Below are 15,652 nucleotides of genomic sequence, written 5' to 3'. Positions count from 1 at the left end.
ATGGCTTTCATTGTACCAACCTCAATACATATAAGCTGTTGAAATAGGTTGTTTAATTTTCGCGAAAAATCAGGTGATGAATATGAATGATGCAAACGAAACAATATTAATCGCTGGACTCGGTTTAATTGGGGGATCCATTGCACTCTCGATTAAAAAAGAGTATCCTCATAAAAAAATTGTAGGATTTGATGTTTCCAAAGAGCAAATGGTTGCTGCAACAAAGCTGGGAATTATTGATGCAACAGCTGATTCGTTTCTGGCTGGTTTAGAAGAATCTTCGACCATTATTTTGGCAACACCTGTCCAGCAAACAGTAAAGATGCTTAGTGATATTGCAGACTCTGGAATTGAAAGAGAGCTCACAATCACTGATGTCGGCAGCACAAAGCAAAAGGTCGTCCATTTTGCTGAAAAAGCGCTGCCTGAGCAGTACCAATTTATTGGTGGACATCCAATGGCAGGCTCTCATAAGTCAGGTGTTATTGCAGCAAAAGACTTCTTATTTGAAAATGCGTTCTACATTTTAACGCCTGCAAAGGAAACAAACCGCCAAGCTGTTGATCGGTTGATGGATTTGTTAAAGGGGACAAATGCTCATTTCATCGAGATGACACCAGAAGAACATGATGCTGTGACAAGTGTAATTAGCCATTTTCCTCATATTGTTGCAGCCAGTCTTGTGCATCAAGCACATCATTTTGAAGAACAATTCCCACTTGTTAAACGGTTTGCTGCTGGAGGCTTTCGTGATATCACACGAATTGCTTCAAGCAATCCTGCAATGTGGAGGGATATCCTGCTGCACAATAAACACAAGATTTTAGACCGTTTTCATGAATGGAAAAAAGAGATTAACCGCATTGAAACCTTCGTAGAGCAAGAAGATGCTGAAGGATTGTTCTCTTATTTTCAAGATGCAAAGGAATATCGTGATGGACTGCCTCTAAGGAAAAAAGGAGCCATTCCTGCTTTTTATGATCTGTATGTCGATGTTCCGGATCACCCTGGGGTCATTTCGGAGATTACAGGGCATCTAGCAAGTGAAAACATTAGTATTACTAATATCCGTATTATTGAGACGCGGGAAGACATTAATGGGATTTTACGCATTAGTTTTCAAACAGACGACGACCGCAAGCGTGCAGAAATCTGTATAAAAAATAGAGCGAATTACGATACATTTTATGCTGACTGAGGTGACAAACATGAAAATTCATAAAAATGCTCCTATGAATGGAGAAATTCATATCCCAGGTGATAAATCTATTTCACATAGATCAGTGATGTTTGGTGCAATTGCTGAAGGGACCACAGTAGTGAAAAACTTTCTTCCTGGAGCTGACTGTTTAAGTACGATTGATTGCTTTAGAAAGATGGGCGTTGAAATTGAACAACAAGGGACAGATGTTGTCATTCATGGTAAAGGACTGAAAGAGCTCAAGGAGCCGTCTGACATTCTTGATGTTGGCAATTCTGGTACAACCATTCGATTAATGATGGGAATATTAGCTGGTTGTGAGTTTCACAGTACACTAATTGGTGATGAGAGTATTGCCAAAAGACCAATGAAACGTGTGACGGGTCCGCTGAAACAACTAGGAGCCAAAATAGACGGCAGAGCAAATGGCGAGTATACACCACTGTCTATTCGTGGCGGACATTTAAAAGGCATCTCTTATGAGTCTCCGGTGGCAAGTGCACAAATTAAGTCGGCTGTCCTTTTAGCTGGGCTGCAAGCAGAGGGTACAACAACATTAACTGAACCACATAAATCAAGAGATCATACAGAAAGAATGCTCTCTATGTTTGGTGTAAAACTAGATGAAGATGAACAAAGTGTTTCCATTGAAGGCGGCCAGACATTAACAGCAACAGATATATTTGTTCCTGGAGACATCTCTTCAGCTGCATTTTTCCTTGTAGCTGGATCAATCGTTCCTAACAGCCGGATTGTCTTAAAAAATGTCGGGCTAAACAAAACAAGAACAGGTATTATTGATGTGCTGAAACTTATGGGTGCAAACCTTGAGATCAATGAAGTAGATGCCAAAGGCGGAGAACCGTATGGTGATTTAACGATTTCTACTTCATCATTAAAAGGGATTGAAATTTCTGGTGACATGATTTCAAGACTCATCGATGAAATCCCGATTATTGCGCTTCTTGCGACCCAAGCAGAAGGAACAACGATCATTAAAGATGCTGCTGAGTTAAAAGTTAAAGAAACCAATCGAATTGATACAGTCGTATCAGAACTTAAAAAACTCGGTGCTGATATTGAAGCAACAGATGATGGTATGAAGATTCATGGTAAAACTACGCTTCAAGGCGGCGCAGTCGTCTCAAGCTACGGAGATCACCGTATCGGTATGATGCTGGGAATTGCCGCATGTGTGACAAAGCAAGCAATTGAGATTGAAGATACAGATGCTGTTCGTGTCTCATACCCGAATTTCTTTGAACACATTGAATATTTAACGAAAACAGTCTGAGGAGGTCCTCAGGCTTTTTCTTTCCTTTGGCATATTTGTCAGAAATATAGCATAGCTTGTCTCAAGGTGAAACCTTGAAAAAAAACATTTTGTCCGATAAAAATAGTGTCTGCAGTTTACAAATCATCAGTTTCGTATAGGATGAAATGAAAAACAGTCTTTAAAACACAAAAATGGGTTCATTTTAAAAGAGCAACATATTTGCTGGATGTGTACCTGTCGATTATGATATGAAGTAACAATAGTTTAGGTTTTTGGAAACAGAAAGGAACGGTTTGATTTGAATAGTTCATTACAAGAAGCCATAAAATTAGTTGAGGCGGGTGAGACTGAAAAAGGACTCCAAACACTTGCTCAAGCAGAGAAGCATTTGCATGATGAAGAAAAGGCGCAAGCGGCTCAATTATATTATGATTGGGGAGATATCGATAAAGCACGGAATCTCATCAGTGATTTACATGATTTATATCCAGAGGAAACAGGTTTAACGTGTTTTTATGCAGAGCTGTTGATTGACTCTGATGAAGAAGAGAAGGCGATTTCAGTATTAGAAACGATTCCTGAAGATGATGATGCGTACCCAGAGAGTTTATTGTTAATGGCAGATTTGTATCAAATGCAAGGACTATTTGAAGTCAGTGAACAAAAGCTTTTAAAAGCGAAAGAACTACTTCCGAATGAAGCCATCATCGATTTTGCATTAGGTGAGTTGTATTTTTCTCAAGGCCTTTCAAAAAAAGCGGCCGATTATTTCTACAAAGTGGCAGATCAGCAGCATGAGGTTGGCGGTGTCAATGTGTATCAGCGGCTCGCTGAATCGCTCAGCACAGCTGGAGAATTTGAGGATGCACTTGAATGGTACGAAAAGGCAGTAAAAGATCAAGCAGACCCAAATACTCTTTTTGGCTACGGATTTACAGCAATGAGGGCTGGCAGAACGAAAACAGCCATTCAGCAGCTTACAGAACTGAAAGATATTGATCCGTCCTATTCGTCACTTTATATGCCTTTAGCGAAAAGTTATGAGGAAGAAGGACTATATCACGAGGCTTTAGAAGTAGTAAAAGAGGGTATTAAAGTTGATGAGTATAACAAAGAATTATATTTATATGGTGCCAAGATTGATTTGAAAAATGGGGATTCAGAAGATGCGAAAAAACTGCTTCAAGAAGCACTTGCTCTCGATCCGGGTTATATTGAAGCAGTTCAAACATTGCTGGCGATCTATTTAAATGAAGAGTTGTTTGATGAAATTCTGGATGTTATTAAAGAGGTTAAAAGCTTTGGGGAAGATGATCCAAAATGGAATTGGTATGCTGCATCTGCTTCTGTCGGGCGAGAAGAATACAAAGAAGCTGCCGAGTATTTCAAGCTTGCCCTGCCTGATTTTGATGAGGAGCGTGACTTTTTATATGAATACGCTTCGTTCCTTTTAGAAGAGGGCAGACAAAAAGAAGCATTGCCGTTATTACGCAAAGTTCTAGAGAAAGATGGCACGAATGAAGAAATTGAAGAAACGATTTTAAGAATTGAAGACGAAATTTCCTTATAGTTTGCAGGAATGAAGAACTGGTTTGTTGAATAATTCATGTATAGCAATTTAATTTACGATAGAGGAGGGAATAACATGCAGACCCCTGTTTCTGTCAATGAAAAAAAGGAATTTATCCGGTGGTTCTTAAACCATTATCAGCTAAAGCGAAGAGAGTGTGTTTGGATATTAAATTATTTAATGAGTCACGACTCTTTGATGGAAAAGGTTCATTTTGTAGAGCAAGCAGAATTTTGCCCAAGGGGAATCATCATGTCAACACACTGTGTGGATGAAGTTCCCTTTAGATTTTATAAAGAAAACATCATGACGACAGATGCTGAAAAGTCATTTCATGATATTCGTTTGAATAAACAGCAGGATTTGTTTATTCAATTGAATTTCCGTTCTGCTTATCGTTCGCCGGAATATGCAGCTGTTCTTGAAACAAATCCTCATATTCCAAAGGATCTTTATGAGAACGAAAAAGATAAGGATCTTGCTGAGAAAGTGCTTGAGCATTCAATCGCAACTTTCCAAAAAGAACGGCTCATGAAAGAGATAGATGAAGCACTTGACCGTCATGATCAAGAAACATTTAATAAGCTGGCAAAAGAATTAAGCCTATTGTCATAAACTGAACGAATAAGCCTTGCCCTACACAGGCAGGGCTTATGTCATGAAAGAGGGGAAATTGATGAGGTTTCAATCAGAGGACGCGGATCGCTTTTTGCAATCTAAAGCTTACATTGATACCGCTATCATTCCATTAGTTGGGATTGATGCGGATCAAATGAAACAAACCGTGTCTTTAGGAGAGTTTACTATTCTTGTAGCAGATGAACTTGAAAGACAGTTAAAAGGGCGGGTTTTTCTTTTTCCGCCACATACATATTTGGAAGTGAGTGACCGGAAACAAGAAGATATACTCATAATGAAGCAGTCGCTCAAGGATCATTTTCAGCATGTCGTATTGATCACATCTGATCACCAGTGGAAAGAGCATACTGAGATCAGTGAATCGCTATTTTTGCTCAAGCCGGTTCCGCTGGAGCATTTGAAGGTTGAATTAAAGCAAAAAGTCATTCAAGACAGTGTAGAACAAATTTTGAACTTTTTGTTACAAAAATGGAACCCTTCATAAAAACCCTTACATTTGCATTGTACATAGCTTTTTAGGATGTTGACCTTGTGAATAGATTGATATATTATGAGGGTGTCCTAGTTTTATGAAATTTTTTCTAATTCAGTTATAAAGTAGCTGACGACCTGAGGGGGGGAGAAAAAAATGAGCGAGAAGAGACATGGAGTGTCCAGGCGTCAATTTTTGAATTACACGTTGACCGGCGTGGGGGGATTTATGGCCGCTGGAATGCTCATGCCTATGGTTCGCTTTGCGCTTGACCCTGTGCTAAAAGGAACAGAGGATCAGGATATGGTTCAAGTTGTCAGTGTAGATGAACTGACAAAGGAACCGAAGCGCTTTGACTTTAAAATTGATCAAGTAGATGCATGGTACGAGTCAAAGGAATCTAGGTCAGCATGGGTGTACAAAGAAGGGGATGAAATTGTCGCTTTATCGCCAATCTGTAAACATTTAGGATGTACAGTGAACTGGAACAGTGATCCGAAAAATCCAAACAAATTTTTCTGCCCGTGCCATTATGGGCTGTACGACAAGGATGGTACAAACGTACCCGGAACTCCACCGCTTGCACCGCTTGACCATTATAAGCAGCAAGTGAAGGACGGATACCTCTATCTTGGAAAAGCTGTGCCGAAAGGGGAAGGGTAACGATGCTTAACAAGATTTACGATTGGGTAGATGAGCGGCTGGACATTACACCAATATGGAGAGATATTGCGGATCACGAGGTGCCAGAGCACGTCAACCCAGCACATCATTTCTCCGCTTTTGTGTATTGTTTTGGCGGTTTAACGTTTTTTGTGACAGTCATTCAAGTCCTTTCGGGCATGTTTTTAACGATGTATTACGTGCCGGATATTAAAAATGCCTGGGAATCTGTCTATTATTTGCAAAATGAAGTGGCATTTGGCCAGATTGTCAGAGGGATGCACCACTGGGGTGCGAGTTTAGTCATTGTGATGATGTTTTTACATACGCTAAGGGTCTTTTTCCAAGGGGCGTATAAAAAGCCTAGAGAGCTGAACTGGATTGTTGGTGTGCTCATTTTCTTTGTGATGCTTGGACTTGGTTTTACAGGTTATCTTTTACCATGGGATATGAAGGCGCTGTTTGCGACGAAGGTTGGTCTTCAAATAGCAGAAGCAACACCTTTCATTGGTAAAGAGATCAAAACGCTGCTTGCAGGTCATCCTGACATTGTAGGGGCACAAACGCTGACGAGATTTTTCGCTATCCATGTCTTTTTCTTGCCAGCGGCATTATTTGGGCTGATGGCTGCCCACTTTATTATGATTCGTAAGCAAGGAATTTCTGGACCGCTATAAAATGCTGCGTTTGATGAATGTTCAATGAGGAGGGGATGACTTTGCATAGGGGAAAAGGGATGAAGTTTGTCGGAGATTCCAGAATACCGGCAGAAAGAAAACCTAACATACCTAAAGACTATTCCGAATATCCGGGAAAAACAGAAGCCTTTTGGCCGAACTTTCTTTTAAAGGAATGGCTTGTAGGTGCCGTTTTTTTAATTGGATTTCTTGTCCTAACTGTTGTTCATGCGCCTCCGCTTGAGCGGATGGCTGACCCAACAGATACTGGCTATATTCCGCTGCCAGACTGGTATTTCCTATTTTTGTACCAGTTATTAAAATATGAATTTGCTGCAGGAAACTTCACTGTCGTCGGCGCGATGATTATGCCTGGAATTGCGTTTGGTGCACTTTTGCTCGCACCATTTCTTGATTCAGGTCCAGAACGCAGACCGTATAGAAGACCAATTGCAGTCGGGATGATGATTCTTGCAGTCGGCGCAGCAACATATTTAACGTGGGAGTCTGTTGCAACTCATGATTGGGAAGCAGCGGCAAAACAAGGTGAGATTAAGAAAGAAGCAGAGATTGATACTTCAGCTGAAGAGTATAAAATTTATCAAGAGCAGACATGTATCTCCTGCCACGGGGATAACATGCAGGGCGGAGCAGCCGGACCGTCACTCGTTGACAACGGTCTTGCGCCTGAGGAGATCGCTAAAATCGCTGTAGAAGGAAAAGGCAACATGCCGAAGGGTGTCTTTAAAGGCAGTGATGAAGAACTTGAGAAGCTCTCTAAATATTTATCTGAGGTCAAATCAAAATAATTCAGTTGTTTAAATGCAAGTACAAGGATATACTCAAAAGAGAAAAAGCTGGCGCTGTCAGCTTTTTTCTGATTTTAACAGATCGTGAGTGAAGAGACATATGAGATGGATTCAATATTTGCTAGCGACGCGCTACATGCTTGTGCTGGTGCTTATGATCAATTTCCTTGGCACTGTGTACGGCTACTATTGGTATATTCCGCAGCTCGTAGAGACACCGGCTGTCTTTTTAGCTTTTGTACCAGACAGTCCAACGGCCAGCTTTTTCTTTTTATTTGTATTACTTGCGTTTTTGATGAAACGAAATGCTCCTTATTTTGAAGCACTTGCTCTTGTGACCTTGATTAAATATGGGTTATGGGCGGTAGGCATGAATATCTTTGTGCTTTTATCTGTTGATGATTTTCCGTGGGAAGGATACATGCTGATTGGGTCTCACTTTGCGATGGCGGTTCAGGCTGTATTGTTTGCGCCATATTATCGTTTTCAAATGCGTCATCTCGTGGTAGCAGGCATTTGGATCTTACATAATGATGTAATTGATTATGTATTTGGTATGATGCCCCGTTATTCTATGCTGTCTGCTTACTCAAACGAGATCGGCTACGTGACGTTTTGGCTAAGTATTGCGGTTCTTCTTGTTTCGTATTATCTCGTTCTATCGAAAAAATCGGTCAAGCTGGAACTCCCTTAACAATGTTGGTCTAACCTTGTCCTTTTCTTCATACGCTGTAAGGAGAAGGGCTAGGAGGGACTTGCATGAAACGAAAGCCAATCGCGATGATTCTATTATTTTTTCTCGTATTACAGCCAGCAGTTGCCAAAGGTGAGGAAACAGCTGCTAACACGCTGCAAGAATTAACGGAACTATCAGATTCCATCTTTCAATTAACGAGACAAGCTAAATATGATGAGGCGTTACAAGTCGCATTGTATGTTGAAAAGACATTTAAAGCTGAGAATTGGCGTGGAACTTTGACGAATACGCAGATTCGGCAAATTACACTTGGCTATCAAGATATGATAAAAGGGCTGCCGCAAGAAGAATTGAATGAGCGCGAAAAGCTTCGTTATGCCTCTCAATTTAGAATGCTGCTTGATGCGATCCAGTCGAATTCTGAGCCTCTTTGGGGTTCGCTGGAGAAGCCCATTATGGGGTCTTTTCCTACTTTGAAAAAAGAAGTAAAAGATCCAGAATCGACGACATTTTATGAAACTTGGAATGAGCTGGTTTCTTTATACGATATGATCTATCCAAGTTTAACCATTGATATTTCGTCTGAAAAGTTGCAGACAATTAAGCAGCACATGGAAGTAATTGAGCAAGGTGAGTTTTTAAAAGCATCAAGTGGGACAAAGATTGAACGTCTCACGAAGCTGGAAGAGGATTTATCGAGTGTGTTTGCTCACGTCGATGAAGATGAAGCTGATCCATCGCTTTTATGGGTCATCCTAACAACCGGGAGTATCATTTTATTAACGTTAACGTATGTTGGATTTCGGAAATATCGTGCCGAAAAAGAAAAGAAACAAAAACGTCAGGCTGATTATCCTAAATCATAAAAAAAGAAGCCCAAAACTGGTGCTTCTTTTTTAATGCGGATTGAGCGGCTTTTTGTGTTCATCTAATGTAAAGCCTTCACCGAGTACATCATGCACGTCACTGACAGATACAAACGCATGAGGATCGACTGAGGTCACGACGCTTTTAAGGTGGACAAGCTCGTTTTTCGGAACGACGCAATAAAGGACGTTGCGCTCCTGTTTCGTATAGGAACCGACCCCTTTTAAGATGGTGACACCGCGCTCCATTTCATCTGTGATTTTCTTTTGAATGATGTCATCTTTTTCAGAGATAATCATGGCGCCTTTGGCAGCGTAAGCGCCTTCCTGCATGAAGTCAATGACCTTCGCAGCAACAAACACTGCGACAAGTGTATACATCGCTTCTTTATAATTTAAGTAGGTCAGAGAGATGGTAATGACGCATGCGTCGAAGATGAACATCGTTCGTCCCATGGCCACCTGATAATGCTTGTTGATCAGCCTTGCAATGATGTCCACACCGCCTGTTGTACCGCCGAATTTAAAGATGATCCCGAGGCCTGTTCCGATAAATACACCTGCAAAGAGGGCGGCTAAGGCTAAATCGTGCTGGAGAGGCATATGTATTTGAAAGCGCTGGAAGATGGCAAGAAAGACAGAAAGACTCACTGTTCCTACAATTGTATAAGTAAACATCGTTCTGCCAAGCATTTTCCAGCCTATAAAAAAGATCGGAATGTTTAAGACAAGGTTTGAAATAGATGGGTCAATGTGAAATAGAAAATATAAAAGCAGTGTAATACCTGTAAATCCGCCTTCCGCCAAATTGTTCTGCATATTAAAATGAACAAGACCGAAAGAAAAAATCGCAGATCCTATTAAAATAAATACGATATTTTTAAGACGAATTTCTTTTAGCAAGAGACCACTCCTTTTTTTGCTTAGACAGCGATAATATTATATGGTATGGGAGAGAAACAAGCAAACTGAGTCATAAACATTTGTCAAATATTTATGATTTCGCTAACATGTAAGAGATGGATAGGAGGATGAGCTTCATGACGAAAGAAAAAACGCTGCGTCACGTGCAGCAAGAAGTAGATGATTACATAGGACAATTTAAAGAAGGCTATTTCAGCCCGCTTGCGATGATGGCCCGCCTGACAGAAGAATTAGGGGAGCTGGCAAGAGAGGTTAACCATTACTATGGAGAAAAGCCGAAAAAAACAACGGAAACAGAAAAAAGCATGGAAGAAGAAATTGGCGATGTTTTGTTTGTGTTAACATGCCTCGCTAATTCACTTGATATTTCACTAGAAGAAGCACATGATCGTGTGATGCATAAATTCAATACAAGAGATAAAGACCGCTGGACGAAAAAAGAAGGGAAGTAGAGACGATGACGAACGAAACCATCAAAGTAGTAATCGCTGGAGCAAGAGGAAGAATGGGGATAGAGGCTGTGAAGCTGGCGGATGAAACAGGCCATTTTGAGCTGGTGGCCGCACTTGATCACACGCATGAAGGAAAAAAATTATCTGATGTGATTCATACAACATCTAATGCACCGATTTATACGGATATTGATGTGTGTCTTTCAGAAACAGCACCAGATGTATTAATTGATCTGACAACACCTGAAATCGGGAAAGTACATACAAAAAAAGCACTTGAACATGGCGTGCGTCCAGTCGTAGGAACAACTGGATTTTCAGAAGATGACCTAAAAGAGCTTCAGCAATTAACAGAAGAAAAGGGCATAGGCTGTATTATTGCACCAAACTTTGCTGTCGGTGCGGTCTTAATGATGAAATTTGCTAAAATGGCCGCGAATTATTTCCCTGACGTTGAAATCATTGAGCTTCACCACGATAAAAAACTAGATGCCCCAAGCGGTACGGGCTTAAAAACGGCTGAAATGATTGCAGAAGTAAGAGAAAGCAAAAAGCAGGGACATCCAGAAGAGAAAGAATTAATCGAAGGGGCACGAGGAGCCGATTATGATGGTATCCGTCTGCACAGCGTGAGACTTCCTGGTATGATTGCACATCAAGAAGTGCTGTTTGGAATGGACGGACAGACGCTCACCATTCGTCATGATTCTTATAACCGTGCATCCTTTATGTCAGGCGTGAAGCTTTCAGTAGAGCAGGTCATGCACATTGATCAGCTCGTTTATGGTTTAGAAAATATCATCGACTAATAAGGAGTGGATTCCTGATGAACATTGCTTTAATCGCTCATGATAAGAAAAAAAGTGACATGATTCAGTTTGCCACCGCGTATCGTGATATTTTGGCAGATCATACACTTTACGCAACAGGGACAACAGGTTTGAGAGTGAAAGAAGCGACGGGGCTTCCCATTCATCGTTTCCAATCAGGACCACTTGGGGGAGATCAGCAGATCGGTGCTTTAATTGCTGATAATGCAATGGATCTTGTGCTCTTTTTTAGAGACCCGCTAACTGCGCAGCCGCATGAACCGGATGTATCTGCACTCATCCGGCTTTGCGATGTGTATACCATTCCATTAGCCACCAATATGGGAACTGCTGAAATTTTAGTCAGGAATTTAAATAAAGGTACGTTTGATTTTCGAGATGTAGCAAAAAACGGAGGAACAAATGAAACGACTTGATATCCTTGCATTCGGTGCCCATAGCGATGATGTAGAGATCGGAATGGGCGGAACGATTGCAAAATACGTAAAAAAAGGGGCGCGCGTCGGGATTTGCGACTTGACCCAGGCCGAATTATCTTCAAATGGAACAGTCGAGAGCCGCAAAGAAGAAGCAAAAGCCGCCGCCGCTATTTTAGGTGTCAGAGCGAGAATCCAGCTTACACTGCCAGATAGAGGGCTTTATCTAAACGACGAAGCGATGAAGGAAATTGCGGGCGTGATTCGAACATACAAACCGAAACTGATTTTCGCTCCGTACCACCAAGATCGGCATCCAGATCATGGCCATGCGGGCTCACTTGTAGAAGAGGCCGCTTTTTCTGCAGGTATACATAAATTTGAAGATTCATACAAGCAGCCAGCGCATAAAATAAGCCAAATGTATTATTACATGATTAATGGGCACCATCGTCCAGATTTTGTGATCGATATTTCTGAGGAAATGCACCAAAAAATTGATAGCTTGCACGCGTATAAAAGCCAATTTGTTAAATCGGCAAACTCAGTAGAGACACCTCTTGTGAACGGTTATATTGATTTTGTCAAAATGAGAGAGTCTATGTATGGAAGAGAAGTCAACAAAGCTTATGCAGAAGGGTTTATCACAAAGAAACCACTTTTAATAGACGATGACTTACTTGGGGGGTAATTATGAAAAAACTGAAGATCGGAATTACTTGTTATCCAAGTGTCGGCGGCTCAGGCATTATCGCCACGGAGCTTGGAAAACGTTTAGCTGAAAAAGGGCACGATGTTCATTTCATTACCTCTAGCATTCCGTTTAGGCTTAATAAAGTATATCCGAATATTTATTTTCATGAGGTGGATGTGAATCAATATGCAGTTTTTCAATATCCGCCTTATGACCTTGCGCTGGCAAGTAAATTGGCCGAAGTCGCAAAACGAGAAAAGCTTGACATTATTCACGCGCATTATGCAGTCCCGCACGCTGTCTGTGCGTTTCTAGCCAAACAAATGACTGGACACTCTGTGAAAGTCGTTACGACGCTTCATGGAACGGATATTACGGTTTTAGGCTATGATCCATCATTAAAAGAAGTGATCCGGTTCGCCATCGAATCATCGGACCGCGTAACAGCGGTGTCGCATTCATTAGCTGCGCAGACATACGATCTCATCAAACCAGATAAAAAAATTGATACGATTCATAACTTTGTTGATGAACGGGTGTATTTGCGTGAAGATCACGATTTGTTAAAGACACATTATGGTCTTTTACCGAACGAAAAGGTCATCATCCATGTATCAAACTTTCGAAAGGTGAAACGGGTGCATGATGTGATTCATGTGTTTCAAAAGATTTCTGAACAGGTGCAGGCAAAGCTGCTGCTCATTGGTGATGGTCCTGAGAAATCGGTTGTATGTGAACTCGTGAAAAAATTAGGACTGACAGACCGCGTATTGTTTTTAGGCAAGCAAGAGAAGGTTGAGGAGCTTTATTCAATAAGTGATTTGAAGCTGCTTCTTTCGGAGAAGGAGAGCTTTGGGCTTGTGCTTCTTGAAGCAATGGCATGCGGTGTCCCTTGTATCGGTACGGATGTCGGCGGTATTCCAGAGGTCATTACACATGGAGAAACAGGGTTTCTTGTCCCGCTCGGCGATATAGATGGAGCAGCAAAGCACGCAGTGTCTCTGCTGAAAGACGAATCGCTTCATGAAAAAGTGTCAGCGGCAGCACAGTCTAGTGTTCAGGCTCATTTCTCCTCTGATAAGATTGTGAGTGAATATGAGAAGCTTTACCTAGAATTGATCGAAGGTGATGATGAAGATGAATGAACCATTCACACATGCGATCCCTATATTACATACACTGCACGAACATGGGCATCAGGCTTACTTTGTCGGCGGAGCGGTGAGAGATGTTCTATTAGGACGGGAAATCGGCGATATCGATATTGCGACAGATGCAACACCTGATAAGGTTGAGTCCTTATTTGAAAAAACAGTAGATGTCGGTAAGGAGCATGGCACTGTCATTGTGTTGCATGATGGTGTCAGCTATGAGGTCACGACGTTTCGAACGGAATCAGAATATGAAGATTTTCGCAGACCGAAAGAAGTGGCGTTTATCACATCGCTTAAGGAAGATCTTTTAAGAAGAGATTTAACGATTAATGCGATGGCCATGGATATAAATGGGGAAATTATTGATCATGTAGGTGGAAAACAGGATATTAAGCGGAAACGAATTCAAACCGTAGGAGATCCTGCGTGCCGCTTTCAAGAAGATGCGCTTCGCATGATGAGAGCTGTCCGTTTTTTAAGCCAGCTTGGCTTTGAACTCGCTGATGAAACGGCTGAAGCTATGAAAAAGGATAAGCATCTGCTTGCCAACATATCAGTTGAGCGCAAAAAGATTGAAATGGAGAAGCTTTTAAAAGGCCGTCATTGTGAGAAGGCCATTCAAGTACTCATTTCAACCAAATTATATGAAGAATTGCCAGGTCTCAAAGAGGAGCGTCTTCATGAATCCTTTCAAGCCTTTCCATATTACTTACTGGATGGACTAGAAGAGGTATGGGGGGCTTTCATCCATTTGCTCGGCCTAGATGAAGCGGAGGCTGCGGCCTTCTTAAAAGAATGGAAGCTGTCAACGAAGCTTTTGAAAGACGCAGTAGCTATTAGTCAATACGTTGATTGTGACTGGGATGCGGAAACCATGTTTGAAGCTGGTGAACACGTGCTCTTATCTAGTTTGAAGATCACACAGCTAAAACATGAGCGCCGCATTTTCTTTGATGAGCTGGAGGCAGCGAAGCGTTCTTATGATGCACTGCCGATTAAAAAGCTCCAAGACCTCGCTGTTTCAGGAAAAGATTTAATGGCATTTCGGCAAAAGCCGTCTGGGAAATGGATTGCAGAGGAGCTCAATTTTGTGAAAAAAGCCGTTTTGCAAAACCGTTTAGAAAACCGAAAAGAAGCCATAGAGGAGTGGCTTAAAGCATGCGATCCGCAATTAGAAAACGATTAATTGAACTATTTACAGCATCCAGTCAGGATTTTGTCTCAAGTCAGCAGATTTGTGATGAGCTTGGCTGCTCCCGAACAGCTGTGTGGAAGCATATGGAGGACTTGCGAAAAGAGGGGTATGAGGTAGAAGCAGTTAGAAGAAAAGGATACCGTCTGCTTCGTAAACCGGACAAAATTAGTGAGGACGAAATTCTGTTTGGTCTGGAAACAGAGAGTTTCGGCAGGCATATTTACTTTCAGAAAGAAGTCGCTTCCACTCAGCTGATTGCCCATGATCTTGTCAATGAAGGTGCGCCCCACGGCACAATCGTTGTCAGCGATCATCAGACAAACGGAAAAGGGCGTCTTCAAAGAACGTGGCATTCACCAAATGGGACAGGCATTTGGATGAGTCTTATTCTCCGGCCTGAGATCCCGCTGCATAAAGCGCCGCAAATGACGCTTTTGGCATCTGTAGCCATCGCAGAAGCGATTGCGCAGCAAACAGGACTCAATCCATCTATTAAATGGCCAAACGATATTTTGTTGAATGGAAAAAAGGTCGTTGGCATTCTGACTGAATTAAAAGCAGAAGCGGACCAGGTTCATGCGGTCATTATTGGACCGGGCATAAATGTGAACCAAACAGCTGATGACTTCCCGGATGACCTAAAGGATGTCGCCACAAGTCTGCGGATGGAACTGAATGAAAAAGTGGATCGTGCTGCACTTATACAACAGATCATGTCCACTTTTGAAAAAAGATATGATGATTATATGAAGCAAGGATTTGCGCCGATTAAACAATTATGGGAATCGTTTGCGATGACGATCGGTCAACATATTGTTGCCCGCACCGTCAATGGGCAATATACGGGGAAGGCGCTTGGCATCAATGAAGAAGGTGTTTTATTGCTTGAAACGGAGGACGGTATCCAAAAAATCTACTCCGCAGACATTGAGATCAAGTCAACTTGAGTGGAACACCCGGCACATTTTTGATATACTTCGTGTGGGCAGTATCTGCAAAGAACTGTACCTGTTAGGAAGAAAAATTCGATAAATTTCTGCCTTGATCCTAAGGGACTTGGACAGAGGGATGATTCGCCGCACATGAGAAATCAAAGCATGTGATGTGAGGCAAGCCA

The 15,652-nt window shown here is 41.7% G+C and carries 18 protein-coding genes; 17 read left to right on the top strand and 1 reads right to left on the bottom strand.

Going from position 1 to position 15,652, the window contains the following annotated elements; genetic code table 11:
- Positions 1-82 precede the first annotated feature (82 nt).
- The 10 genes from NSS80_RS11355 to ypjB all read left to right on the top strand — a co-directional run bounded on the left by NSS80_RS11355 (position 83) and on the right by ypjB (position 8,870).
- Positions 83-1,198: a prephenate dehydrogenase gene (locus NSS80_RS11355; RefSeq protein ID WP_024422796.1), complete on the top strand. Its 1,116-nt coding sequence runs from the start codon at positions 83-85 to the stop codon at positions 1,196-1,198.
- 10 nt (positions 1,199-1,208) lie between these two features.
- Positions 1,209-2,495, top strand: a complete 1,287-nt coding sequence (aroA, locus tag NSS80_RS11350; protein WP_025093063.1) for a 3-phosphoshikimate 1-carboxyvinyltransferase — start codon at positions 1,209-1,211, stop codon at positions 2,493-2,495.
- Positions 2,496-2,775: 280 nt separating this feature from the next.
- Positions 2,776-4,047, top strand: coding sequence for a tetratricopeptide repeat protein (locus NSS80_RS11345; RefSeq protein WP_024428100.1), 1,272 nt, complete (start codon positions 2,776-2,778; stop codon positions 4,045-4,047).
- Between the two features lie 75 nt (positions 4,048-4,122).
- Positions 4,123-4,662: a ReoY family proteolytic degradation factor gene (locus NSS80_RS11340; protein WP_008344562.1), complete on the top strand. Its 540-nt coding sequence runs from the start codon at positions 4,123-4,125 to the stop codon at positions 4,660-4,662.
- 61 nt (positions 4,663-4,723) lie between these two features.
- Entirely contained in the window at positions 4,724-5,170 is a 447-nt protein-coding gene (locus tag NSS80_RS11335) for a YpiF family protein (protein ID WP_056767126.1), read from the top strand.
- Between the two features lie 144 nt (positions 5,171-5,314).
- Positions 5,315-5,821 (top strand): ubiquinol-cytochrome c reductase iron-sulfur subunit, encoded by a 507-nt coding sequence (locus NSS80_RS11330; RefSeq protein ID WP_007500911.1) that lies wholly within the window; start codon positions 5,315-5,317, stop codon positions 5,819-5,821.
- Between the two features lie 2 nt (positions 5,822-5,823).
- Positions 5,824-6,498, top strand: a complete 675-nt coding sequence (qcrB, locus tag NSS80_RS11325; RefSeq protein WP_003215804.1) for a menaquinol-cytochrome c reductase cytochrome b subunit — start codon at positions 5,824-5,826, stop codon at positions 6,496-6,498.
- A gap of 41 nt (positions 6,499-6,539) precedes the next feature.
- A complete protein-coding gene (locus NSS80_RS11320; protein ID WP_073206084.1) occupies positions 6,540-7,307 on the top strand; it encodes a menaquinol-cytochrome c reductase cytochrome b/c subunit in 768 nt (255 codons plus the stop codon).
- A gap of 100 nt (positions 7,308-7,407) precedes the next feature.
- Positions 7,408-8,001, top strand: coding sequence for a DUF1405 domain-containing protein (locus NSS80_RS11315; protein ID WP_024428102.1), 594 nt, complete (start codon positions 7,408-7,410; stop codon positions 7,999-8,001).
- 65 nt (positions 8,002-8,066) lie between these two features.
- Positions 8,067-8,870, top strand: a complete 804-nt coding sequence (gene ypjB / locus NSS80_RS11310; RefSeq protein WP_317221967.1) for a sporulation protein YpjB — start codon at positions 8,067-8,069, stop codon at positions 8,868-8,870.
- A 30-nt stretch (positions 8,871-8,900) separates the two neighbouring features.
- Here the strand turns inward: ypjB and NSS80_RS11305 are convergent, their stop codons facing one another.
- Positions 8,901-9,773 carry a YitT family protein gene (locus tag NSS80_RS11305; RefSeq protein WP_024422789.1) on the bottom strand — a complete coding sequence of 291 codons (873 nt, stop codon included), beginning with the start codon at positions 9,771-9,773 and terminating at the stop codon, positions 8,901-8,903.
- Positions 9,774-9,910: 137 nt separating this feature from the next.
- Between NSS80_RS11305 and NSS80_RS11300 the strand changes: the two genes are divergently transcribed.
- From NSS80_RS11300 to NSS80_RS11270, 7 genes are read left to right on the top strand one after another with little or no spacing between them, the layout of a single operon-like run.
- Positions 9,911-10,246, top strand: a complete 336-nt coding sequence (locus tag NSS80_RS11300) for a nucleotide pyrophosphohydrolase (protein ID WP_024422788.1) — start codon at positions 9,911-9,913, stop codon at positions 10,244-10,246.
- Positions 10,247-10,251: 5 nt separating this feature from the next.
- Positions 10,252-11,055: a 4-hydroxy-tetrahydrodipicolinate reductase gene (gene dapB, locus NSS80_RS11295; RefSeq protein ID WP_176967032.1), complete on the top strand. Its 804-nt coding sequence runs from the start codon at positions 10,252-10,254 to the stop codon at positions 11,053-11,055.
- A 17-nt stretch (positions 11,056-11,072) separates the two neighbouring features.
- Positions 11,073-11,492: a methylglyoxal synthase gene (gene mgsA / locus NSS80_RS11290; RefSeq protein WP_034280445.1), complete on the top strand. Its 420-nt coding sequence runs from the start codon at positions 11,073-11,075 to the stop codon at positions 11,490-11,492.
- Positions 11,479-12,183: a bacillithiol biosynthesis deacetylase BshB1 gene (gene bshB1 / locus NSS80_RS11285; RefSeq protein WP_046311596.1), complete on the top strand. Its 705-nt coding sequence runs from the start codon at positions 11,479-11,481 to the stop codon at positions 12,181-12,183. The genes mgsA and bshB1 overlap by 14 nt, the downstream gene beginning before the upstream one ends.
- A gap of 2 nt (positions 12,184-12,185) precedes the next feature.
- Positions 12,186-13,331, top strand: coding sequence for an N-acetyl-alpha-D-glucosaminyl L-malate synthase BshA (bshA, locus tag NSS80_RS11280; RefSeq protein WP_317221968.1), 1,146 nt, complete (start codon positions 12,186-12,188; stop codon positions 13,329-13,331).
- Positions 13,324-14,526 (top strand): CCA tRNA nucleotidyltransferase, encoded by a 1,203-nt coding sequence (locus NSS80_RS11275; RefSeq protein ID WP_101676915.1) that lies wholly within the window; start codon positions 13,324-13,326, stop codon positions 14,524-14,526. The genes bshA and NSS80_RS11275 overlap by 8 nt, the downstream gene beginning before the upstream one ends.
- Positions 14,499-15,482: a biotin--[acetyl-CoA-carboxylase] ligase gene (locus NSS80_RS11270; protein ID WP_317221969.1), complete on the top strand. Its 984-nt coding sequence runs from the start codon at positions 14,499-14,501 to the stop codon at positions 15,480-15,482. Before NSS80_RS11275 ends, NSS80_RS11270 begins: the two co-directional genes overlap by 28 nt.
- The last annotated feature ends 170 nt before the right edge of the window (positions 15,483-15,652 follow it).

The organism is Bacillus sp. FSL M8-0350, from assembly GCF_038593345.1.
Classification (GTDB): Bacteria; Bacillota; Bacilli; order Bacillales; family Bacillaceae; genus Bacillus; species Bacillus safensis.
Note: the sequence above shows the minus strand (reverse complement) of the source record. Positions and strands in the feature narration are given on the sequence as shown.